The organism is Streptomyces sioyaensis, from assembly GCF_004122735.1.
GTDB classification, from domain to species: domain Bacteria; phylum Actinomycetota; class Actinomycetes; order Streptomycetales; family Streptomycetaceae; genus Streptomyces; species Streptomyces sioyaensis.
Genome location: NZ_SDIF01000082.1, coordinates 1 through 22543 on the forward strand (window position 1 = coordinate 1; position 22543 = coordinate 22543).

The 22543-nt window shown below is 71.8% G+C and carries 16 protein-coding genes; 8 read left to right on the forward strand and 8 right to left on the reverse strand.

Annotated elements, in window-relative coordinates; all coding sequences use genetic code 11:
* Nucleotides 1-112: 112 nt before the first annotated feature.
* Genes EST54_RS23895 through EST54_RS23905 form a run of 3 tightly spaced genes read left to right on the forward strand, consistent with a single transcriptional unit; the run spans nucleotide 113 to nucleotide 2617 of the window.
* Nucleotides 113-1081, forward strand: coding sequence for a hypothetical protein (locus EST54_RS23895; protein ID WP_129249780.1), 969 nt, complete (start codon nucleotides 113-115; stop codon nucleotides 1079-1081).
* 20 nt (nucleotides 1082-1101) lie between these two features.
* On the forward strand, nucleotides 1102-1767 hold the full coding sequence (locus EST54_RS23900; protein ID WP_129249781.1) for a hypothetical protein: 666 nt from the start codon (nucleotides 1102-1104) through the stop codon (nucleotides 1765-1767).
* Nucleotides 1751-2617, forward strand: coding sequence for an inositol monophosphatase family protein (locus EST54_RS23905; protein WP_129249782.1), 867 nt, complete (start codon nucleotides 1751-1753; stop codon nucleotides 2615-2617). The genes EST54_RS23900 and EST54_RS23905 overlap by 17 nt, the downstream gene beginning before the upstream one ends.
* Nucleotides 2618-2705: 88 nt before the next feature.
* Here the strand turns inward: EST54_RS23905 and EST54_RS23910 are convergent, their stop codons facing one another.
* Nucleotides 2706-3848, reverse strand: a complete 1143-nt coding sequence (locus EST54_RS23910) for an ArsB/NhaD family transporter (protein ID WP_239012293.1) — start codon at nucleotides 3846-3848, stop codon at nucleotides 2706-2708.
* A 120-nt stretch (nucleotides 3849-3968) separates the two neighbouring features.
* Here EST54_RS23910 and EST54_RS23915 point away from each other — a divergent pair, with 120 nt between their 5' ends.
* The 3 genes from EST54_RS23915 to EST54_RS23925 all read left to right on the forward strand — a co-directional run bounded on the left by EST54_RS23915 (nucleotide 3969) and on the right by EST54_RS23925 (nucleotide 13779).
* Nucleotides 3969-9947 (forward strand): WD40 domain-containing protein, encoded by a 5979-nt coding sequence (locus tag EST54_RS23915; RefSeq protein WP_129249783.1) that lies wholly within the window; start codon nucleotides 3969-3971, stop codon nucleotides 9945-9947.
* Nucleotides 9948-10237: 290 nt separating this feature from the next.
* Nucleotides 10238-11065, forward strand: a complete 828-nt coding sequence (locus EST54_RS23920) for an FAD binding domain-containing protein (RefSeq protein WP_129249784.1) — start codon at nucleotides 10238-10240, stop codon at nucleotides 11063-11065.
* Nucleotides 11062-13779 carry a molybdopterin-dependent oxidoreductase gene (locus EST54_RS23925; protein ID WP_129249785.1) on the forward strand — a complete coding sequence of 906 codons (2718 nt, stop codon included), beginning with the start codon at nucleotides 11062-11064 and terminating at the stop codon, nucleotides 13777-13779. Before EST54_RS23920 ends, EST54_RS23925 begins: the two co-directional genes overlap by 4 nt.
* A 79-nt stretch (nucleotides 13780-13858) precedes the next feature.
* Here the strand turns inward: EST54_RS23925 and EST54_RS23930 are convergent, their stop codons facing one another.
* On the reverse strand, nucleotides 13859-14755 hold the full coding sequence (locus EST54_RS23930; RefSeq protein WP_129249786.1) for a helix-turn-helix domain-containing protein: 897 nt from the start codon (nucleotides 14753-14755) through the stop codon (nucleotides 13859-13861).
* Between the two features lie 24 nt (nucleotides 14756-14779).
* Nucleotides 14780-15502: a peptidoglycan-binding protein gene (locus EST54_RS23935; RefSeq protein ID WP_129249787.1), complete on the reverse strand. Its 723-nt coding sequence runs from the start codon at nucleotides 15500-15502 to the stop codon at nucleotides 14780-14782.
* 435 nt (nucleotides 15503-15937) lie between these two features.
* Here EST54_RS23935 and EST54_RS23940 point away from each other — a divergent pair, with 435 nt between their 5' ends.
* Nucleotides 15938-16219: a hypothetical protein gene (locus EST54_RS23940; RefSeq protein WP_129249788.1), complete on the forward strand. Its 282-nt coding sequence runs from the start codon at nucleotides 15938-15940 to the stop codon at nucleotides 16217-16219.
* Between the two features lie 102 nt (nucleotides 16220-16321).
* Here EST54_RS23940 and EST54_RS23945 read toward each other — a convergent pair whose 3' ends face one another.
* The 4 genes from EST54_RS23945 to asnB form a co-directional block, all read right to left on the reverse strand.
* On the reverse strand, nucleotides 16322-17281 hold the full coding sequence (locus tag EST54_RS23945) for a pirin family protein (protein WP_129249789.1): 960 nt from the start codon (nucleotides 17279-17281) through the stop codon (nucleotides 16322-16324).
* A 70-nt stretch (nucleotides 17282-17351) separates the two neighbouring features.
* The gene (gene ddaH / locus EST54_RS23950) at nucleotides 17352-18128 is read right to left on the reverse strand and encodes a dimethylargininase (RefSeq protein WP_129249790.1); all 777 of its coding nucleotides are present in this window, start codon (nucleotides 18126-18128) and stop codon (nucleotides 17352-17354) included.
* Nucleotides 18129-18162: 34 nt separating this feature from the next.
* Nucleotides 18163-18552, reverse strand: coding sequence for a GntR family transcriptional regulator (locus EST54_RS23955; protein ID WP_129249791.1), 390 nt, complete (start codon nucleotides 18550-18552; stop codon nucleotides 18163-18165).
* Between the two features lie 167 nt (nucleotides 18553-18719).
* On the reverse strand, nucleotides 18720-20570 hold the full coding sequence (gene asnB, locus EST54_RS23960) for an asparagine synthase (glutamine-hydrolyzing) (protein ID WP_129249792.1): 1851 nt from the start codon (nucleotides 20568-20570) through the stop codon (nucleotides 18720-18722).
* A gap of 235 nt (nucleotides 20571-20805) precedes the next feature.
* Between asnB and EST54_RS23965 the strand changes: the two genes are divergently transcribed.
* Nucleotides 20806-21735, forward strand: coding sequence for a GNAT family N-acetyltransferase (locus EST54_RS23965; RefSeq protein WP_129249793.1), 930 nt, complete (start codon nucleotides 20806-20808; stop codon nucleotides 21733-21735).
* Between the two features lie 22 nt (nucleotides 21736-21757).
* On the opposite strand, the gene EST54_RS23970 is transcribed toward EST54_RS23965, so the two are convergent.
* The gene (locus EST54_RS23970) at nucleotides 21758-22495 is read right to left on the reverse strand and encodes a class I SAM-dependent methyltransferase (protein ID WP_129249794.1); all 738 of its coding nucleotides are present in this window, start codon (nucleotides 22493-22495) and stop codon (nucleotides 21758-21760) included.
* Between the last annotated feature and the right edge of the window lie 48 nt (nucleotides 22496-22543).

Sequence of the window (22543 nt, forward strand, 5' to 3'; positions counted from 1 at the left end):
CCCCCCACCCCAACTCCCCTGCACACGTGGCGCAGAAGATATCTTCGGTGCCGGAATCCCTGGCCGCCGGGCTCGGCTCGCTCCTACGATGCCGGTACCCGGGGGAGAGGTTATGGGCGTGGCACGCAGGACCGCAGAGACGCGGCGGGGCATCGAGAACTCCGTCGCCTGGACCATCCGCAATCTGGACAGCCTCGTTGCTCTCGGCGCCGCGTTGGTCATCGGTCTGTTGGATGTCTTCGGTGGGGCGATTCAGGACAATGTCACGTCCGGCGCGACCCTGCTGGTGCTGGCCGCGCTGGTCTTCGGGACGCTGACCGAGCGCCGGCGCCGCGTGGCGGACATCCAGGGAGCGATGTCGGTGACGCACCGGGCGCTGGAAGACCTCACCATGGTGCGGTCGTTGACCGGCGCCGAGCTCGAACTGGCCCTGGACCGGGCGCGCCAGCACACCGACCGCTGGGTGTTCAAGGGCGGCACGGGCACCTATCTGCGGGCCGTCACCCTGCCGGTCTGCATCCGGGAGGCGCAGCTCCAGCGCCGTTCCCTCACCTTCAAGATCGATATCATCAACCCGGCCGACGAGCAGGCGTGCGCGGCGTACGCGCGCTTCCGGCAGACCTTCGCCCACCGCCTGGACGTCGTCCCGCCGGACAGCTGGAGCGCCGACCGGACCCGCAAGGAGTCCTTCGCCACCGTGCTCGCCGCCTGCTGGCACCGGCAGCGGCTGGACACCCTGGAGATCGATGTGCATCTGTCGTCGGTCGTGCCCACCCTGCGCTTCGACCTCTCGGCCTCCTGCTTGATCATCACTCAGGACGACCCCCGCCGGGTCAACCTGCTCGTGGAACGGGACCGTCCGCTCTACGACTACTACGTCACCGAACTCCACCAGAGCCGGGAACAGGCCGTCGCGCTCGACCTGCGACGCACGGTGCCGCTGAGCGAGGAGCCGACGGTCGACGAGACCCACCGGCTCTTCGAGGGGCTCGGCCTCCCGCTTCCCCCGACCTTCACCGACAGAGACGTCAGCGAGGTCATCGGCAAGGCGCTGCACGCGGAGAACCCGTACCGGAGGTGAGCGGCCGAGTGCACAGCCCCATGGATCACCGACAGCTCGAACAGGCCATGAGCCGGCCCGGCGCGGCCGCGGAGGTCTTCGAGACGGCCACCTCGGTCCTGGAAGAGATCGCCTCCGGCCGCCGCGGACTGCGCGCCGTGCGGCATCCGCTCGGCTTCCTCTGCTTCCCGGTGGAGCGCGTCGGCGACCGCGGCGTCTGCGTGCATGCCTTCGGCGGCGAAGCGGACGAGGAGGCGGCGAAGCCGACCACCTCACCGGTGCACTCGCACAGCTGGGAGCTGACCAGTTGTGTGCTGTACGGGGCGGTGGGCAATCTGCGCGTACGGGTCGTCGAGCGGCCCGCGGAACCCACCCACCGGGTCTTCGAGGTCCTCAGCCACCCCTCGGGCGTAGACGAAATCCAGCCGACTTCTCGCCTGGTGAGCTGCGAGCCGGGCACCGAACAGACCAGCCTGCGCGGCACGGTCTACACCCTTCCGGCAGGAGAGTTCCACACCACCGTCGTTCCCGAGGGAGGCGTCGCCGCCACGCTGGTGCTCGGCCGGTCTCTGCCCGGGCGCTTCGACCTTTCCCTCGGACCGCTGCACGGCACCGGTCATCAAGTGGTACGACAGGCATGCAACGCCGAAGCGACCGCCCGGACCGCCCGGACCGTCCTCAGGAGGATCCATGACCCCCGCCCCTGACGACCCGTCGGAGCAGTTCGCGGCCGAGCGGGAGCTGGCCGTCTCCGCCGCGCGGGAAGCGGGCGCCCTGCTGCGCTCCCGTTTCCAGGACGACTACGGGGTCCGGGCGAAGGGCGACGACGGAGACGTGGTCACCGAACTCGACGTGCAGGCCGAGGACCTGATCGTCGGCCGCATCCAGGAGCGCTTTCCGCACGACCGGATCCTCGCCGAGGAGGCCGGGGCGCTGGACGGCGACCGGAACGGCAGCGCCGGCACCGGCCGCACCTGGCTGATCGACCCGCTCGACGGCAGCAACAACGTCGTCATCGGCCTGCCCGCCTATGTCGTCGGTATCGCCCTGTGCGTCGGCGACGCGGCCGCCGTCGGCGTCGTGCACGACCCCGTCACCGACCGGACCTGGACCGCGCTCGCCGGCTGCGGCGCGTACGGGCCACTGGGCCGGATGACCGGCCCCGGGCGCGCGCTGTCGCCCGCGGGGCCGCTGCTCGCCTGGACCCAGGGGCACGGGGTGGCCCGCGACGATCCGACGGCGGGGGCCCTGAAGGAGGTGCTGGAGGTCCGCTCCCGGCGGCTGCTCCAGCTGTGGGCGCCCCTGCTGACCTGGTCCATGCTCGCCCGCGGTGCGATCGACGGCTTCGTCGGCTACCGCGCGGAGGCCATCGACCTGCCCGCGGGCGCGCTGCTCGCCACGGAAGCGGGCGTGGAGATCCGGGCCCTGGACGGCAGTCCCTTCCGCGGGAACGCCACCGGCCCGGACACCGACCGCAGCTTCGTCGCCGGGCGGCCGGACGACATGCCGTATCTGCTGGATCTGGTCGGGCGGAGCGCGGCGGCCGGCGTCCGCTGAGCGGGGAGCGGCGCGACCGACGCGTGCCGGGCCGGGGTGGTCCCGCGCCCCGTCCTCCGCCCTGTCCCGCGCCCCGACCGGCCGGCGTCTAACCGGCCAGCGCGAGCGCCACGGTGGCGGCCGGCAGGGCCCCGGCGGCGAGCAGCGCTCCGGTGCCCATGAAGCTCTTCAGCGACACCCTGACGCCCTGGGCATGGCAGCGCTCGAACCACAGCAGCGTCGCCAGCGAGGCCCACGGTGTCACCACCGGGCCGACGTTCGTCCCGATGAGCAGCGCCAGCAGCTGGTCATGGTTGCCCACCGGCACCGCGGACTCCCCGGCCAGGTAGACGGGCAGATTGTTGAGCACGTTGGACAGTCCCCCGCCGACGGCCGCGGCGCGGAGCATGCCGAGCAGCCCGCCGTCCGGGCCGATGGCGGAGGCCAGTATCTCGTGGAGCCCGTTCACGTTGACCGTCTCCACCACCAGGAACAGCCCCGGCACCAGGACCAGCAGCCGCCACGGTACGAGCGACAGTCGCAGCGCGGCCCGCCGGCGCACCGCGAACGCCGCCACGGCGATCCCGGCGGCCGCCGCCGACGCCGCCCACAGCGGGATGTCGGCGAGCAGAATGGCCAGCAGAAAGCCGACGCAGGCGAGCCCGCAGACGCGGAACAGCGTAGGGTCCGCGGGCCGGTGCACCGCCGGAGGCGGGTAGCTCTCCGCGCCGCGCTTGCCGCTGCGCCAGAAGAACAGCCACAGACATCCCATGCTGACCGCGATGGCCGCCAGTTGGGGAGCCCACATCTTCGCCGCCAGCCCGGCGGGAGTGAGCGCGACGCGGTCCGCCGCCAGCAGGTTCGTCAGGTTCGACACGGGCAGCAGCAGACTCGCCGTATTGGCCAGCCACACCGTCGTCATGGCCAGCGGTACGGGCGCGATGCCCACCCGCGAGGCGAGTGCCAGCATGACGGGGGTGAGCAGCACCGCCGTCGTGTCGAGGTTGAGCGTGATCGTGGTGAGCGAGGCGAAGGCCACGCACAGCACGAACAGCGCGGCGTAACTGCCCCGCCCGGCGCGCGCCACTCCGGAGGCGACCACGTCGAACACCTCGGCCGCGCTGGTCAGTTCGGCGAGGACGATCACCGTCCCGAGGAAGGCGAGCAGCGGGGCGATGCGGAGCATGGCGTCCCCGGCGGGTTCGGCCGGAAGGAGTCCGGTGGCCAGACACAGCAGGCCGCAGGCGAGCATCCCCCCGGCCAGCCAGTCCAGCACATGCAGACGTTGTATGGCGGCACGCACCCGCAAAGCATGGCACACCAATTGTGCGAACACGGTGTCCGCCCACGATCGGCTCCCTAGGATGGCGTCATGGTCGGGCGTCAGGAACTTACGGGGGAAACACAGCTGTTGGACTTCTTCATCAGCTATTCACCAGCCGACGAACGATGGGCTTCCTGGATCGCCTGGACGCTTGAGGAGGCCGGTTACCGCACCGTCCTGCAAGCCTGGGATTTCGTGGCCGGCACGAATTTCGTCGACTTCATGGACCGCGGCGTCAGCGAGTCCGCCGCCGTCATCGCCGTCCTCTCCCGGAACTACGAGCGCTCCCGGTACGGGCGGATGGAGTGGCAGGCCGCCTTGCGCGCCGACCCCGACGCCCCGGAGCGCAGGCTGATCACCGTCCGTACCGAGGACATTCCGGTCGAGGGGCTGCTCGCCACCATCACCTACGTCGATCTGGTGGGGGTCAGTGACACCGCTGCCGCCCGCGACCTGCTGCTCACCCGCGTCGGCCAGGCGCTGGAGGGCCGGGCCCGGCCCACCGCGCGCCCCGGCTTCCCCGGCGGACCGTCCGGTGCCCCCACCGCCGTACCGAGCATCCCGCGGCCGGCGGGGCCCTCCCCGGACCGGCCGCTCGGCCAGCCGGGCTGGGCGGGGCGCCGGCGGCCGGCGGTCCCGCCCCGCTACCCGCAGGCGGCGGAGTCGAGCCCGTCCAGGGAAGCCGTCTCGGTGCTCCACCTCGCCGGGCCGTGCTTCGGCCGCGGCGCCGAACCGGCCGCGCTGCAGGCGGCCGTCTGGGGCGACCTCGTCGAACTCGCCGATGCCGGGGCACCCGACCCCGACCTCCTCGTCGTCACCGGCGACCTCACGGCGTCCGGCAGCCCACGGGAGTGCGAACAGGCCCTCAGTTTCCTGACCGGACTGCGCTCGCGCCTCGGCCTCGACCCCGACCGGCTCGCCGTCGTCCCCGGCGGGCAGGACGTCAGCCAGGCCGCCTGCCGTGCCTACTTCAACACCTGCGAAGCCGACGAGATGCAGCCCCGCCCGCCCTACTGGCCCAAGTGGCGGCACTACCACCGGCTGTTCCAGGAGCTCTACCAAGGGCTCGACATCGTCTTCGACGGCGATCAGCCCTGGAGCCTGTTCCCCGTCCCCGCCCTGCGGACCGTCATCGCCGGGCTCAACTCCTCGATGGCGTACAGCCACCGCCCCGACGACCAGTACGGCCTGCTCGGGCCGGAGCAGGCCGCCTGGTTCGCCCAGGCGCTGCGCCCGTACGAGCAGGAGGGATGGCTGCGGATCGGTGCCCTGCGACACCCGGTCGGGGCGGACCGGCCGCTCGCCTCCGACGACGGGCCGACCGCGGCACCGGATCCGGACCGCGGCCCGCGCCGCGCGGCCGGTCATGACACCGCTCCCGGCGCTGCACCGGTGCGCGACGGCGATGTCCTCGCCCGGCTCACCGGGCCGCGGCTGCACCTCCTGCTGCACGGGCCCGCCGGGAACCCCCGGGCCGCGTCGGCGGCGCCCACCGCCGCCGCGCTCCCCCTCGCCGCCGGCGAGCTGCCGGTCTTCGGCGCCGCCGCCCCGGCCCGGCACCAACTGCTCCGGATCACCGACGACGGCGTCACCCGCTGGCCGGAGCGGTCCGACGGGCAACCGCGGCGCTTCACGACCGCATGGCCCGGCGGCCGGCGCGTCTTCGGCGGCCAGGAACCGTCGAACGCCCCGGGTGGCGAGGCCTCCGGCGGCACGGACGCGTCACTGGTGGCCGACTCCGGCGCCGAGACACCCGCGCCGGAGGTCTCCCGTACCGTCGAGGACCCGCTCGACACCCTGATCGCCCGTGTCACCGAGGTCTGCCGTACCCGCCACGAGGGAGCCCAGCTCCGGCGGGTGCCGGGCGATGTGCCGCAACTGCTCGTCACCTGGACGGAATCCGGGTTCGTGCGGCAGCAGCGGGTGGCGGTCTGTGCCGGCACCCCGCAGGCGGAGTTCGTCGACCGCTTCCTCGATCACATCCACGCGTCCGAGACGGTGCCCGACGCCGAGCTCGTCCACGACGGCCCGCCCCCGGCGCCGGAGCTCCGTGAGCGGGCCCGCCGCCGCGGCGTCCGGGTGCGCAGCTTCACCGAGTTCCAGGGGCTGCTGGATCTGCGCGGCTATGTGACCCGGCAGACCGAGCGGCTCAGTACCGATCTCCAGTACCACCCGAGTCTCTATCTGCCGCAGCGCTACCGCGAGGCCGAGCGGCCCGGCGGAGCGGAGCGCGACGGGCTCGTCCAGGACATACTGCGGCTGCTCGACGCCGACCACGGCCGCTTCGTCCTGCTCCTCGGCGACTTCGGCCACGGCAAGACCTTCGCCCTGCGCGAGCTGGCCCGCCGCCTCCCCGAGGAACTCCCCCAGACCGTCCCGCTGCTGATCGAGCTGAGCACCCTCGACAAGGCCCACACCATCGACGGTCTGGTGGCGGCCCATCTGGCGAGCCACGGTGTCGACACCATCGATCTGCGGGCCTTCAGGTACATGCTCCGGCAGGGCCGCATCGTCCTGCTCTTCGACGGCTTCGACGAACTGGTCAACCAGGTCAGCTACGAACGCGCCGCCGACCACCTGCAGATGCTGCTCGACGCCGCGGTGGACAACGCCAAGATCGTGGTCAGCAGCCGCACCCAGCACTTCCGGTCGCAGGCCCAGGTGCTGACCGCGCTCGGCGAACGCGTCGGGCTGCTGCCGCAGCGCCGGGTCCTGGCCGTCCAGGAGTTCTCGCCGCAGCAGATCCGCACCTATCTGGTGAACCGCTACGGCGACGAGCACGCCGCCGACCGCCGGGTCCGGCTGCTCGAAGGCATCCCCGACCTGCTCGCGATGTGCCGCAACCCCCGCCTGCTCAGCTTCGTCGCCGATCTCGACCACGAGCGGCTGCGCGCCGTCGCGGGCGCCGGCCGGGCCCTGAGCCCTGCGGGGCTGTACGAGGAGGTGTTCACCTCCTGGCTGCAATACGAGGAGCGCCGTGGCCAGGGCGGACCCGGCAGCACTCCCGGGCTGAGCGAGCGTCAGCTCTGGCGTGGCGTGACGACCCTTGCGCTGCGCCTGTGGGAGAGCGGCCGCAGCGCGCTGCGGCTGGACGAACTCCACGACGTGGGCGAGGTGCTGACCGGCCTCGCCGACAGCCGGCTGTCCGTGCCGCAGGCCGCGCACGCCGTCGGGGCGGGCAGTCTGCTGCTGCGTACCGACGATGGCCTGTTCCAGTTCATCCACGGCTCCGTGGTCGAGTGGCTGGTGGCCCGTGAGGCCGCCGCGCAGCTGGGGAACGCGGGCCCCGAGGACAGCGGTCTGCTCGCCCGCCGCCCGCTGAGCCAGCTGGCGGTGGAGTTCCTGTGCGACCTCGCCGACCACCGCACCTGCCAGCAGTGGGCCGAACGCGCCCTGGCCGACGGTGCCGACGGGCCGGACCGCGCGCAGGGCGGCTCCCGGGACGGCGACGAGATCGCCCGGGCGAACGCGGTCAAGGTCCTCAGCCGGCTCCGGGTGCCGGCCCATACGGATCTGCGGGGCGCCGTCCTTGCCGGGGAGGACCTCTCCTACCGCGACTTCTCCGGCGTCGACCTCACCCGTGCCGACCTCACCGACGCCGGCCTCGTCGGGGCGGACTTCTCCGGTGCCGTCCTGCGCGACACCTGCCTGGCCGGGGCACGTCTCGACGAGGCGAAGCTCACCGGGGCGGACCTGCGCGGCGCCGATCTGCGGATGGCCCGGCTGCTCCGCGCCGACCTGCGCGGTGCCCGGGTCGCCGGCAGCCACTGGCACCGGGCCGCCCTCATCAATGCGGTCGCCGACGAGGCCACGCTGAACACACCGGAGCTGCGGGCGGCGGCGGTCGCCCCCGGCATGCCCGTCGAGTCCGGCTTCCGGCCGTCCGCGGTCGGCGTGCCGTACGGCTTCGACATGCGCACCAGCCGGCTTCCCGAGCCGGTCTCCTACAGCCCCGACGGCGAACTCCTCGCCGTCGGCAGCGAGGACGGCGGCGTGCTGGTGTGCGACGCCGCCACCGGTACCGCGGTGCGCACGCTCCAGGGGCACACCGGCCGGGTCTACGCGGTGAAGTTCCGCGACCGGGTGCTCGCCACCGGCGGCGCGGACGGCACCGTCCGGCTGTGGGACCCGGTCTCCGGCGCCTGCCTCCACCAGCTGGAGGTGCACCCGGACGGCGTGTGGCCGGTGTCCCTGGACGTCGCCGGAGCGCGGCTCGCGACCGGCGACTCGGAGGGCACGGTCATCGTGTGGGAGGTGGCGACCGGGACGCCGTTGCACCGGCTGTACGGCCACACCGCGCCCGTCTACACCGCGGGGTTCAGCCCGGACGGCCGCACCCTCGTCACGGGCGACGCGGCCGGGTCCGTACGCCTGTGGGACACCGGCTCCGGCCGGCTCCTCGGCACCCTCGACGGCCATCAGGGGCCGGCGTACCGGGCACAGTTCAGCCCGGACGGCACCCTCCTGGCCACCGGTGACATGGGCGAGGACGAGCATGGCACGGTGCGCGTCTGGGATGTGGCGGAGCTGCGGCTGCAACACGAGTTCACCGGCCACACGGGCCGGGTCTACACCCTCGACTTCCACCCCGGTGGCAGGCTGCTGGCCAGCGGCGACACCACCGGCCAGGTACGGCTGTGGGACCCGGTGACCGGGGCCCCCGCCGGGACGCCGGCCGACCGCGGCGGCCACGTGTACCAAGTGGTGTTCGACCCCGAGGGGACCATGCTGGCCGCGGGCGGCAGCGACGGATCGGTCCGCCTGTGGCGGGTGGCGCAGGGGTCCGCGGGCTGGACGGTGACCCCGCTGCGGCAGCAGCCCGCGGACCATCAGGGGTCGGTCTGGGCCTGCCGGTTCCGGCCCCGGAGCCGTTTCGGCGCCCGGGAGACCGACCCGATGCTGGTGACCATCGGCAACGAGGGCCTGGTGCGGCTGTGGGACACCTCCACCGGTCAGGGCAGGCGAATTCTCCGCGGCCACGGACGGCGCGTCGCCAGCCTGGCGTTCAGCCCCGACGGGACGCACTTGGCGGCGTGCGGCAACGACGGCGTGGCCCGGGTGTGGGAGTCCGCGACCGGCCGCCGGACAAGAGAGTTCGCCGGCGACCACGACCGCCTGGTCTCGGCGCTGTTCGTCCCCGACAGCCACCAACTCGCCACCGCCAGCAGCGATGGCGACCTCTACCTCTGGAACGCCGACACCGGCGAGTACCAGCGCGAGATCGACGCCGAGACCGACCATGTGTGGGCCGAGGCGTTCAGCAGCGACGGCAAGATCCTCGCCACCGCGAACGACGACGACACCGTAGCGCTGTGGTACCGCAGTACCGGCGCCCGCGTGACCACGCTCGCCGACCACCGGGGCCGGGTGCGGTCGATCGCGTTCAGCGCGGACGGGGCGCGCCTGGCCACCGGCTGCGACGACCGGTTCGTCCGGCTGTGGGACCTCGCGGACAGCCGCCTGGTCGCCGAACTCGCGGGCCACACCGCGCGGGTGTACGCGGTGGCGTACGGGCCCGGGGACGCGTGGCTGGCGAGCGCGTCGTGGGACGGGGAGGCCATCGTCTGGCGGGACGGCGAGCTCCAGCACCGGCTCCGGGGACACGTCGGGCGCCTGTGGACCGCCGCCGCCCACCCGAGCCGGCCGCTGCTGGCCACGGCGGGAGACGACCGGGTCGTACGCCTCTGGAACCCGCTGGACGGCCGGGAGACGGCCCGGCTGACCGGCCATACCAGCCGCGTCCTCACCGTGGCCTTCAGCCCGGACGGCTCGCTGCTGGCCAGCGGCGGCGAGGACGGCACCGTCCGGCTCTGGAACGTACCGGCCGACGGCGAGCCGACCCCGCGGGCCACGCTGATCGGCGTACCGGGCGGCTGGGCCGCGCTGTCCCCGTCGGGCGGCTACAAGTACGAGGGTGACATCGCGGGCGAGTTCTGGCACGTCGTGGGCATGTGCCGGTTCGAACCCGGCGAACTCGACGAACACCTTCCCGGTGTGCGGCGCCTTTCGATGGACGACCCGATCTGAAGCCGCCGCTCCGTCACTCGGTTGTGCCGTCCCCCGTGGTCGTGGTGACCAGCGCTTAGTGACCCGGTGGCATTCGACGAATGCACTGAGCCAAATGTTCAGTGCCGAATGTGTCAGTGCCAAATACTCAGTGCCGAATTTTCATGACCGGAAATTCGCAGCCCTGTCTGCCATAATAACAAGATCGGGGAAATGTCGGCCTTGCCGCGAACGCGAAGGCCACGCACTGGTGGGTCAAGTGCGGTAGGCGGTCCGTCGCACGATTGTCGTCGCCAGGGAGATCAGTTCCCATGGACCTCAACACCATCACCGAAGTCGTCCGGCGACCGGCCGATCGGCCGGGGCCGGACTGGCGCGAAGGCGATGCCTGGCTCGCCGGCGGAACGTGGCTGTTCTCCTCGGAGCAGCCACACCTGCGCCGCCTGATCGACCTGACGGCGCTGCGCTGGGATCCCCTCGTCCCGAGCGACACCGGTCTCGAAATCGGCGCCACGTGCACCATCCACGACCTGTATGCCTTTCCGGTACAAGGGAATTGGATCGCGGGCACCCTTTTCACGACGAGCTGCGAGGCATTCCTGGCCTCGTTCAAAGTCTGGAACTCGGCGACCGTCGGCGGAAATATCTGCATGTCTTTGCCGGCCGGCCCAATGATCACGCTGACGGTCGCCCTTGAGGCGACGTACGAACTATGGGCTCCGGACGGGTCCGTGCGCCTCGTCGAGGCCCTCGACTTCGTGACCGGCAACAATCAGAACGTGCTTGCTCCCGGGGAAATACTGCGGCGCATCGACATTCCGGCGCGCGCCCTGCGGAAACGTACCGCGCACCGCCGCTTCGCACTGACCCGCCTCGGCCGTTCCACGGTCTTCCTGATCGGTACTCATACGCCGGGTACGGGCGATCTGTTGCTCACCGTCACCGCCGGCACCACTCGGCCGGTGCGCTTTGCTTTCGACGCCATGCCCGATGCCGGGACGCTGCAACAGAGCATCGACGCCCTCCCCACCGAGGCCTGGTTCGCAGATCCCAACGGGACCCCCGACCACCGTCGCCACCTGACGAAGCACTTCGCCGAAGAGATTCGCCGCGAACTCATGGCCGGGGGCCCGGCATGACCTACCTCGTGAACGGCAAGAGCTTCGACGAAGAACCCGACCCCGGACAGTGCCTGCGCACATTCCTCCGCTCGCTCGGCCACTTCGGCGTCAAAAAGGGGTGCGACGCCGGCGATTGCGGCGCCTGCACGGTGTGGCTGGACGGCAATCCGGTCCACAGCTGCATCACCCCCGCGTTCCGCGCGGACGGTCATGAGGTGACGACGATCGAGGGGCTCGGGTCACCCGGCCATCTGCATCCCATGCAGCGACAGTTCCGCGACGCCCCGGGGTTCCAATGCGGATTCTGCACGGCAGGGATGATCATGACGTCGACGACGTTCACCGAGGCACAGAAAGAGGACCTGCCACAGGCGTTGAAGGGCAACCTCTGCCGCTGCACCGGCTATCGAGGAATTGCGGATGCCGTGCAGGGCGTCGTCGGCGTGGAGACGGCCGCGCCGGGAAAGGCCGTCGGCACGAGCGTCGGCCCACCGGCAGCCGATGACGTGGTCACCGGTCGCGCCGAGTTCACGATGGACACCGCCATGGACGGCATGCTGCACCTCAAGGTGCTGCACTCGCCCCATGCGCACGCCCGGATCCTGTCGATCGACAAGACCGCGGCACTCGCCGTTCCCGGCGTGCGTCGGGTCTACACCTGGGAAGATGTACCGCGCAGGCGTTTCACCACGGCGATCCACACCGACCATCTCGTCGATCCGGACGACACCTGCATCCTCGACCGCACGGTCCGCTTCGTCGGCCAACGCGTCGTGGCGGTCCTGGCCGACACGCCCGGGGCGGCGGAAGAGGGCTGCCGAAAGGTCGACGTGGAGTACGAGGTGCTGCCGGCGGTATTCGATCCCGAAGAGGCGATGGCCGAGGATTCGCCACAGCTGCACGGCTCGCACGATCCCTTCGTCCGCGATCCCGTGCGCAACATCCTGCTCGAAATCCATTCCCATATCGGCGATATCGACGCAGGGTTCGCCGAGGCCGATGTGGTCCACGAAGGCACGTACTTCTCACCGCGCGTGCAGCACGCGCATCTGGAGACCCACGGCTCGATTGCCTGGATGGAGGACGGCCGGCTGAACGTCCGCACCAGTTCGCAGTCACCGTCGATCGCGAAGGTCAAGCTCTCCTATCTGTTCGCGCTGCGTCCGGACCAGCTCCGCGTGTTCTGCAAGCGCGTGGGCGGCGGTTTCGGCGGCAAGCAGGAAGTGATCTCGGAGGATCTGGCCGCGCTCGCCACCCTGGACACCGGGCGGCCGGTCTGCTTCGAATTCACCCGCGAGGAGGAGTTCACCACGGCCTCGCCACGGCATCCGATGGCGTTGACGGTCAAGCTCGGTGCGCGGGCGGACGGAACGCTCACGGCGTTCCAGGTCCGCAATGTGTCGAACACGGGCGCCTACGGCAACCACGGCGGCGAAACGCTGTATGCGGGCGGCGCCGCCGTCATGCTCTACCGCTGCCCCAACAAGAAGTACGACGCATTCTCCGTCTACACGAACACCGTGCCGAGCGGGGCGCTGCGCGGTTACGGGATGACGCAACCGGCGTTCGCCGTGGAATCGGCGATGGACGAACTCGCGCTCGCCCTGCACCTCGATCCGCTCGAACTGCGGCGACGCAATATCGTGCGGCCGGGCGATCCGCTCGTCTCCATGGATGCCGGCCCCGACGACGTGGTGTTCACCGAGGACGGACTCGCGAAGTGCATCGACCTGGTGGATGAGGCCATGGCGCGCGGCGCCGATGAGCCGTCCCCCGGTCCCGAGTGGCTCGTCGGGAACGGCGTCGCGAGTTCCCTGCACGAGACCGCACCGCCGACCGAACACCTCTCCGAGGCCTGGGTCACGCTCGGCGACGACCTCATCTACGAATTGGCCGTCGGCACCGTCGAATTCGGCGAGGGTACGTCGACCGCGCATGTCCAGCTCGCGGCCAACCAGCTGGGCACGACGCCGTCGCGGATTCGCCTGGTGCAATCCGACACCGACCGCACGGGATTCGACACCGGCGCCTTTGCGAGCGCGGGTCTCTTCGTGGCGGGCAACGCGGTACTTCGCGCGGCCAACGCCGTGCGCGACCGCATCCTGGAATTTGCCGCAGGTCATACGGGCGTCCATCTCGTGATGTGCTCGATGGACGACGAGGGGGTCCTCTGCGGCGATCAGCGCGTGTCGTTGGCCGAACTCGTCGCCTCGGCCCGCGCACGCGGGATTCGCTTCACCGCCGCCCGCAAGGCCTACGGCTCGCCCCGGAGCATCACCTCCAATGCGCAGGGGGTCCGCATCGCCGTCCATCGGGTGACGGGTGAGATCCGTATCCTTTACAGCGTCCAGGCGACCGACGCTGCCGTGATCATCAACCCCGGGCAGGTCCGGGGACAGGTGGAAGGCGGGGTCGCGCAGGGAATCGGCTTCGCGCTGACCGAGAATTACCACGTCGACGCGGACGGCGTCATGGTCAACCCGAACTTCCGCAACTACCGCATCCCCGGCTACGCCGATATCCCCCGCACCGACGTGCTCCTGGTGGACTCGACGGATTCGGTGGGGCCGCTGCGGTCGAAGGGGATAGCGGAATGCTGTATCAACCCGGTGGCCCCGGCGTTGGCGAATGCACTGCATGACGCCACGGGCGTCCGCTACCGCGCCCTGCCGCTGACTCCGGAACGGATCTACCGCCGGATCAACGAAAAACAGGCGGTGCCGAGGGCCTGATGCTCTCGTCCACCGATACGGCTCGACAGCCCGGCCGCAGGCGTGGCAGGTCAGCGCGCCCTCCCCGGACACGGCGCGGTCAGCCGGTGCCGCCGAAGCACTCCCTGCCGGGCCGACCGAGGGAGGGGTAGTAACACGCGCGCAGATTCGAGGGATCGGGGGCGGCGATCATTGCTGTCGTGGCCACTTCCTTGCCCACCGGTCGCGCCGTTCCGACGGCGGTCCGGGGATGTGCCTGAGGGCCGGTGATCTCGATGCGGAATCCGGAGTGCGTGGGCCAGGCGCGGATCCATCCGGCCCGGCAGCCCGGGCTGAGCCGGATTTCGAGCCTGGTGCCGTCGGCTGCCGTGTGAGAGGCCACGGTGGTGGGGTCCTCGCACGCGGTCGTACGGGGGTTCCGGCCTTCGCACGAGCGCAGTCGGCAAACGGGCGGGCGGGGGGCCGGCGGCAGCGTGGTGGCACGGGAGGCGTGGAGGACGGCAGCGGGCGTGACCATTGCCGCACATAACAGGAAGATTCCGGCCGCGGTCCTCATGGGGTGCTCGTTGAACAGAGCGGATGCGGCAAGCAGCGCTCGCCGTGTGGGCCTGACGAACGGTGTGGTGGCGGGCGGGCCGTCGGGTACGGCCGGATCGATGCTGACAGCGGGCGGGGAGGTCCGGTCTGAGCGGGAAGACACCGGGTGCCCGCGTCCGCTCCAGGCCGCGTCCGCCAGCGCCCACTGCGCCAGGAGTGCGTCCTCGCTCTGCCGTGCTGCCCGGCACAGGCCTCGGACGGCATGCCGGGGCGGGAACTGCTTGCCGTTGAGGTAGCGCTCCCAGGACGACTTGCTGATGGCTGTCGCTTTCGCCAGTTCGGTGAGGTTGAGGCCGCTGCGGTCTTTCAGGCCGCGCATGCCGATGACGAGTTGTGCGCACGCGGCGGGCAGATCCGGGGGGAGCCCCCGCCAGCGAGCCGCCCCTTGGGGGTTCACCATTTCCCCGCCCCTCCTCAGGGTCGTCTATTCCACATGGCGCAGTAATGCCCACGTCTGCTCGCCGACGATCCCGTCGTCGGGTACGTGGTCCTGGCGCTGCAGCCGTTTGACCGCCGCCTCCGTGCGTGCGCCGAAGTACCCGTCCACGTCACCGGGTGACAGCTTGTGGCGCAGTAACAGGCACTGCACTTCCGCCGCGTCGGTACCTGTGGTGTTCCGCATGACCAGGCGGGACGTGGTGGAGCTGTTCCCGGCGAACAGCTGGTCGCCGTGCCGGGTGTACCTGCACGTGTACGTACCGACGCCGGCCACGCCTGGTTCGCCGGTGGCGGGTACGTGCGCACGCCAGGGATCGGTGATCAGCAGGACCGAGGTGGTCGCGGCAAGCAGCAGCGCACCCGCGGCAACGGACAATGCCGCCACCCGGATCTCCGGTTTCCGCTCCTGAGCCGGCGAACCGCTCTCGGCCGGCGTCACCGAAGCGGTGGTCCAGGTTCTCTCGGCGGCATCCCGCAAGGCCAGCAGCGGCGCGACATCCGCGCCGGCAATCCTGGCCAGGGCCTCGACAGCGGCTTGCGGCGGCAGCACTTTCCCGTTGAGATACCGCTCCCACGAGGACCTGCTGAAAGGCGTCTTGGCTTGAAGCGATTTCAGGCTCAGCCCACTGTGATCCTTCAGCCCCCGCAACTCCCCCACAAGTTGCCGCGCATGCGGATCAAGCGACTCAGGCAGAACCTTCCACCTCATCACGCCTCCCCGCCGACTCTCGGCCCTTCACGAACTGCGGGACGCCCACCGGAGCCAGCACCTGCCATGAGTCTCCTCCCGTCCAGCCCCTCGCGTGACGCTTTCGCCTGCCGACTCGCACCTTCGGGTGTCCGAGCCGTCCTCTCGGCAGGCGGCCGGAAACGCCCGTCGTTTTCCCAGGAACACGTCCCTTCCGGCTGCTTCTCCGCAGGTCACCGCCTGGGACGTCCCGAGACGTCTCCGGCTGCTCAACTCCCGTAGCGCGGCGCTCTCCTCGTCCAGCACGCTCGTGCTGAAGCCAGGCGTCACGCCGGGGAACCCGCGCAGCGTGCGGGCATTCCCCCTCCCCCTGTGATCACGGGATTCTCGCGGCGCCGCTCTGGCCGGCAATTCGGGCGGGGAAACACACCCGCACACCACACAAAGGAGAAAACCATGCGTATTCGTCGCGCACTCGCCGGATTGGCTCTTGGGGGCGCGCTCGCCGTCAGCGCCGCGGCCGTACCGGCGCAGGCCGCCGAAAGGACCACGACGAAGGAGGCCTCGGTGAGCGCCTCGGCCACGGTGCATTCGATGGCCGGCTATCACTTCTACCGCGCCTACTGGACCCTCGACGCCTGCCTCGACGAGGGGGACTCGCTGGGGTACACCTACAAGTGCCAGTACGGCACGGGCAATGACGGCAAGAAGAAGTGGTTCCTGTACCTCTGGTACTAGAGACTGCTTCTCCGCTCACGGGGGCCGGGAGGCCGTCCGCCGCGCGAGCCCTTGCGCGGGCGGCCGGCCTCCCGGCCCCGCTTCCGCGGGACCAGCGCCGGGTCAGCGCTCCCGACCTCGCGGTTTCAGCGGCCCCGGCGGGAGTTCGGGCGCCGTCAGCCGGTCACCGTCGTAGCCGTGGACGGTGCCGAAGCGGGAGCCCGTCGTCCAGTCGGAGCGGGCCTGGGCGATGTCGTCGTGGGTACGGCCGACGAAGTTCCACCACATCACGATCTGCTCCTCGAACGGTTCGCCGCCGAGGAGCATCAGGCTGCTGTCGGAGTCGGAGCGCAGCGGCAACTCACTGCGGCCGCAGCCGAGGTAGAGGAGGGCGCCGGGGCCCAGGCGGACGCCGTCGACCTCGCTCTCGCCGGCGATGGTCAGCGCCGCGTACTCGAAGTCGGGGTCGACGGGCAGCCGGGTGTCCGTGCCGGCGGCGAGCGTGAGGTCGGCGCCGACCAGCGGGGAGTACGTGGTGCCGGGCGAGGTGGCGCCGGCCAGTTCGCCGAGGACGACGGTGGCGGACAGCCCGCCGCCGTCGATCACCGGCAGGTCGGTGTGGTGCTCGAAGGCGGGGGCGGTGTCGCGGTGCTCGCCGGGGAGGGCGACCCACAGCTGGGCGCCGTGCAGGAACGGGCCGTGGCCGTGCGGGGACTCCTCCGAGTGGGCGATGGCCCGGCCCGAGGTCATCAGGCCCAGTTCCCGGGGCCGTACGGTCTGCAGGCTGCCGAGGCTGTCGCGGTGCAGTACCTCGCCCTGGCGCAGCCAGCTGACGGTCTGCAGACCCATGTGCGGATGCGGCGGCACCTGCATACCGGGCTCGCCGACGATGTCGTCGGGCCCGTAGTGGTCGACGAAGCACCAGGCGCCGACCATCCGCCGGCCGAGGTTCGGCAGCAGTCTGCGGACGACGGTGCTCTCGCCGAGCGGCACCTGCTTGCCGGGCTGGACGTCGCGTACCGGGCCCGTACGGCCGGTGCCGCCGCACAGGCTGGGCGCGGGTCTGAGGTCGAGGTTGCTCATGGCGTCACGATAGGCGCGGTCGGGGGTGCGGTCCGGGCAGGCGCACGAAGCGCCGCGGGGTGATGCCCCCTCATGCATACAGCTCGCGCAGCCGTACCGAGAGGCAGGTCACGCAGCCCTCCAGCTTCTCGAATTCGCCGATGTCCACGAGGACCGGCTGATATCCGAGGCCGGCGAGGAGCTCCGCGCTCTTCGGGGCGCCGTCGGCCATCAGCAGCCGGCCGCCGCCGAGCAGGACGACGTGGGCGCCGGATTCCTCGGGGACGGGCAGGAAGCGGGGGAAGAGGGCGGGGTCGTCGACCAGCGGCGGGTAGCCGATGACGGTGCCGTCCGGGAGGGCGGTGACCGCGGATTTGAGGTGCAGTACGCGGCTCACCGGTACGGCGACCACGCGAGCACCCAACGGCTCGAAGGCGGCGCGGAGTTGGCGTATCCCCTCGGCGTTGGTGCGGCCGCCGCGGCCGACGTAGACGGTGTCGCCGACCTTGAGGACGTCGCCGCCGTCCAGGGTGCCGGGGGCGCGGATCTCGTTGACGGAGCAGCCGAGTGCCTCCGCCGCCGCGCGTGCGGCGGGCACCTCGGGGCGGCGGGAGCCGGCGCCGGGGCGGGCGAGGAGTGCGACGTTGCGGAACATGACCAGGGTGTCCTCGACGAAGACCGCGTCGGGGCAGTCGTCTGCGGGGGCGACCTCGGTGGTCTGCCAGCCGTGGTCGCGCAGCACCTGTACGTAGGTCTCCCATTGGCGCAGGGCGAGCGCGGGGTCGACCGGACGGCGGTCGATATGGGTGACCAGACCCTCGGCGAGGCGGGGGCCGGGGCGGCGGACGAGCGCCTGCTGGCTGGGCATGCGGATCCTTTCGGGCGGCGGCGGTTCGGGGCGGTCAGGCGTCGGCGCCGTAGGTGGCGCGCAGGGCGTCCTCGACGGCGGCCAGGGCGGCGCGGTGGTCCAGGCCGAGGCGCCGGGCGCGGCGGGCGTAGGTCTCGGCGGCCGCGGCGGCCTCCTTGTCGGCAGCCTCGCCGGCCGCCGCGATGAAGCTGCCGTTGCGGCCGCGGGTCTCGATCACGCCGTCGGTCTCCAGGGCGCGGTAGGCCTTGGCGACGGTGTTGGCGGCCAGCCCGAGGTCCTCCGCCAGACCGCGGACGGTGGGGAGTTTGTAGCCGACCGGCAGGCCGCCGTCCCGGGCCTGATCGGCGATCTGGGTGCGTACCTGCTCGAACGGCGCGGCGGACGCGGCCGGATCGATGGTGAGGGTCAAGGTCTGCGGGGACACGGCGGGCGCTCCTGTTGCTGGTGGTGGGGCGGGTGGGCGACGACGCGGCTGCCCGGGGTCGTATCGGGAGACGTGCCGTGCGCGGACCCGCCGGTGCGCTTGTTTGTCGCATCCATTGTGCGCCAAGAGCGCCCGCCGTGCCGGGAGGTGCTGTCACGCGGGGGTGGTCACAGTGCGAGGGTGGTGCCGGTCGTGCGCAGCCAGGCGTTCATGCCGAGGACGAGTTCGGCGGACGGGCGGATGTCGTCCCGCGCCCCGTCGGCGGTGACCTGTGCGGTGGCTTCGGGGTCCAGCAGCGGCCGTACGGGGGCGTCGCGGTCGGCGTACAGGGCCTTCAGCTCGGTGCGCAGCGCCTCGTTGTAGCGCGGGTCCTGGGTACTGGGATAGGGGCTCTTGACCCGGTCGGCCACCAGGGCGGGGAGGACGTCGCGGGTGGCGGCGCGCAGCAGCGACTTCTCCCGGCCGTCGAAGGTCTTCATCGCCCAGGGGGTGTTGAAGACGTAGTCGACGAGGCGGTGGTCGCAGAACGGAACGCGGACCTCCAGGCCGACGGCCATGCTGGCCCGGTCCTTGCGGTCGAGCAGGATCTGTACGAAGCGGGTCAGATGCAGATAGCTGATCTCGCGCATCCGGCGCTGATGGCCGCTGTCGCGGTCGAGGTAGGGCACTTCGGCGAGCGCCTCGCGGTAGCGGCGCCGCTCGTAGCCGGGCAGGTCGAGCTTGCCGAGCAGCCCCTTGTCCAGCAGGGCCTCGCGGGTGGCGTTGCCGCCGGCGAACCGGCCGGAGAGGCCGGCCGCTGTCCAGGGGAAGGTGTCGGCGTGGACGCACGCGGGATCGTGGAACCAGCGGTAGCCGCCGAAGACCTCGTCCGCGGATTCGCCGGACAGGGCGACCGTGGACTGTTCGCGGACGGCCTTGAACAGCAGGTAGAGGGAGGTGTCGCCGTCGCCGAAGCCGTTGGGCAGATCGCGGGCGGCGAGCACCGCGGCGCGGTGGCCGGGGTCCATCAGGTCGGCGGTGTCCAGGACGATGTCGCGGTGGTCGGATCCGACGTGTTCGGCCAGGGCGTGGGCGTACGGTCCGTCGGGGGTGCCGCGCAGGTCGTCGGGCGTGAAGTTCTCGGTGTAGCCGGTGAAGTCGACGGCGAACGAGCGGACCGGGCCGCTGCCCTGTTCCGCCAGCGCCTCGGCGGAGAGGGCGGTGATGACGGAGGAGTCCAGGCCGCCGGAGAGCAGGGTGCACAGCGGCACATCGGCGATCAGCTGGCGGGCCACGATGTCGTCGAGGAGTTCCCGGACGTGCGCGACGGTGGTGTCGAGGTCGTCGGTGTGGTCGCGGGCCGCCAGGGCCCAGTAGCGGGTGACGGTCGATCCGGCGCGGCGGACGCGGACGATATGGCCGGGGCGCACCTCGCGCATGCCCTTGTAGACGGCGTGGCCGGGGGTCTTGGTGAAGCTGATCAGCTCGGCGAGGCCCTCGCTGTCGACGACGGGCCGTACGGCGGGGTGGGCGAGGATCGCCTTGGGCTCGGAGCCGAACAGCACTCCGTCGGGGGTCGGGTAGTAGTAGAGCGGCTTGATGCCCATCCGGTCGCGGATCAGCAGTAATTCCTCGGTGCGCGGGTCCCAGAGCGCGAAGGCGTACATGCCGTTGAGGCGCTCGGCGCACGCCTCGCCCCACTGGAGATAGGCGTGCAGCACCACTTCGGTGTCGCTGTGGGTGCGGAAGGTGTGGCCCAGCCCGGTCAGTTCGGTGCGCAGCTCGCGGTAGTTGTAGACCTCGCCGCTGTAGGTGGTGACGACCAGGGTGCGGCCGTCGTGGTCCACGGTCATGGGCTGGGTGCCGCCGTCGATGTCGATGACGGCGAGCCGGCGGTGGCCGAACGCGGCATGGCGGTCGAGCCAGACACCGGCCGCGTCCGGCCCGCGGCAGGCCATGGTCCCGGTCATCGTCTCCAGCACGGGGCGCTGGGTGGTGAGGTCGTTGTCGTAGGAGATCCATCCGGTGATTCCGCACATGAGGCGGCCCCTCCTTCGTGGCAGCGACGGACGGCCGCGCTCCGGCGGCGGCCCGCGCCAGCACCGTACGCGCATATAGTTGTATGGGCCACCCAAACCGCGGACGGGGCGCACGGAACGAGCCATCCGCGCGCCGGGGCGCAGAAGCGGACGGATGCCGCACCCCGCCCACCGGGCACCGCCCACCGGATAAAAGAGCGGCACGACGACGCACCGGCGCGTACTCTCCGCCGTCATGACGCCTACCGTGCGCGACTTCCGCCCCTCCGACGCCAAAGCCGTCGCCGAGTTGCGACGGGCCGCCCTGCCCTTTCTCCTCGCCACCCCGCAGGGCGTCGCCTGGGAGGTCGCCACGGCCCCCGCGGCGCGGCGCCTGCGGCTGTTCGTCGCCGAGCTGAACGGCAGGGTCGTCGGCGCGATCCGGGCCGGCCTGCTGCCCGGCAGCAGCGTTCCGGGCCAGGCCGCGGCCACCCCTCAGGTCCACCCTGACCACCGCGGCCGCGGCGCGGGCCATGCCCTGCTGACCGCGGCCGAGGACCATCTCGCCGCGGCCGGCGCCACCCGGCTGTATGCCTGGGCGGTGGACGGGACCGGCGCACCGGCCTTCGCGGAACGCCACGGCTACCGCCGCACCCGGCAGGCCCGCTTCCTGCGCCTCGGCCTCACGGCCGCCGCCCTGCCGCCGCTCCCCGCCGCCCTGCCGCCCGGTGTCCGGCTGCACACCGGCGCGGACTTCGAGGCCGACCCGCGCCGGCTGTACGAGGCGGACGCCGAGGCCGCCGCGGACGAGCCGGGCGATGTCCCCACCGACGCCATGGCCTACGAGGACTGGCTGCTGCACACCTGGGAGCACCCCCACCTCGACCTGGACCTCACCTCGGTGGTGACCGTCGACGGCGAGATCGCCTCCTTCACCCTGGCGGCCACCGACGGTCGTACCCGCTACTCCTCCGCGATGACCGGCACCCGCCGCGCCTTCCGCGGCCGGGGCCTGGCCCGGCTGGCCAAGACCGCCTCCCTCCACCGTGCCCGCGACGCCGGCTACACCGAGGCGTTCACCGGCAACGACGCCGCCAACGCCCCGATGCTCGCCGTCAACCACGCCTTCGGCTACCGGCCGTTCGCCGGGGAGTGGCGGTACGTACGCGAGCTGCGGCGGGGCTGAGGCACCACCCGCGCCCGACGCCTCACCCCCTCGGCGGCGCGAGACCGGCACCGGCACCGGCCACGACGGCCTCCCCGCCCGGGACTTCGGCGAGCAGCACATAGCGCTCATCGGTCACCTCCTTGCCCCACAGCGCAGGATCGTCCACCAGGCTCTCCATCCGCGTCCGCACCGCCAACGGCTTTACGAGGGCGGTGAGTTCGGCGGCCGATACCCCTATGGGCTCGGCCTCGCCCCAGCGGCCCTCCACCAGCACCAGCCGGCCTCCGGGAACGAGCAGACCGGCCCAACGGCGCAGCGCGGCCCGGGCGTCGGGCAGCGCCCACAGGACATGACGCACCAGGACTGCATCGAACCGCCGCTCCCCCACGGGTGGTTCGGCGGCCTCACCGACCAGGAAGGCGGCCTCCCGGCCGGCGAGCTTGGCGCGCGCCCGGGCGATCATGCGCGGTGAGCGGTCGATGCCCGTGACGCGATGGCCCTGTTCGGCGGCGAGCAGGGCCAGGCTTCCCGTACCGCAGCCCAGATCGAGGACGGCGGCGGGCCCGGACGGCAGCCACCCGCGCAGCCGGGCGGCCCAGGCGGCGCGGACGGCGGGGTCCCGCAGGCCGTGGTCGGGCTCGTCGTCGAACGAGGCGGCGGCCGCTTCCCAGTAGGCGGCGTCCGCGGTCGGCAGGGGCGATTCCTCCCGGCCGGCACGGGGGTTGGCGGATCCGGCGAAGGGCCGGCGGGACGGATCGGCAGGCGCGTCGGTGCTCATGTGCCGATGGTGGCAGCGACCACTGACAACGGCGGCCGGACGCGGGGC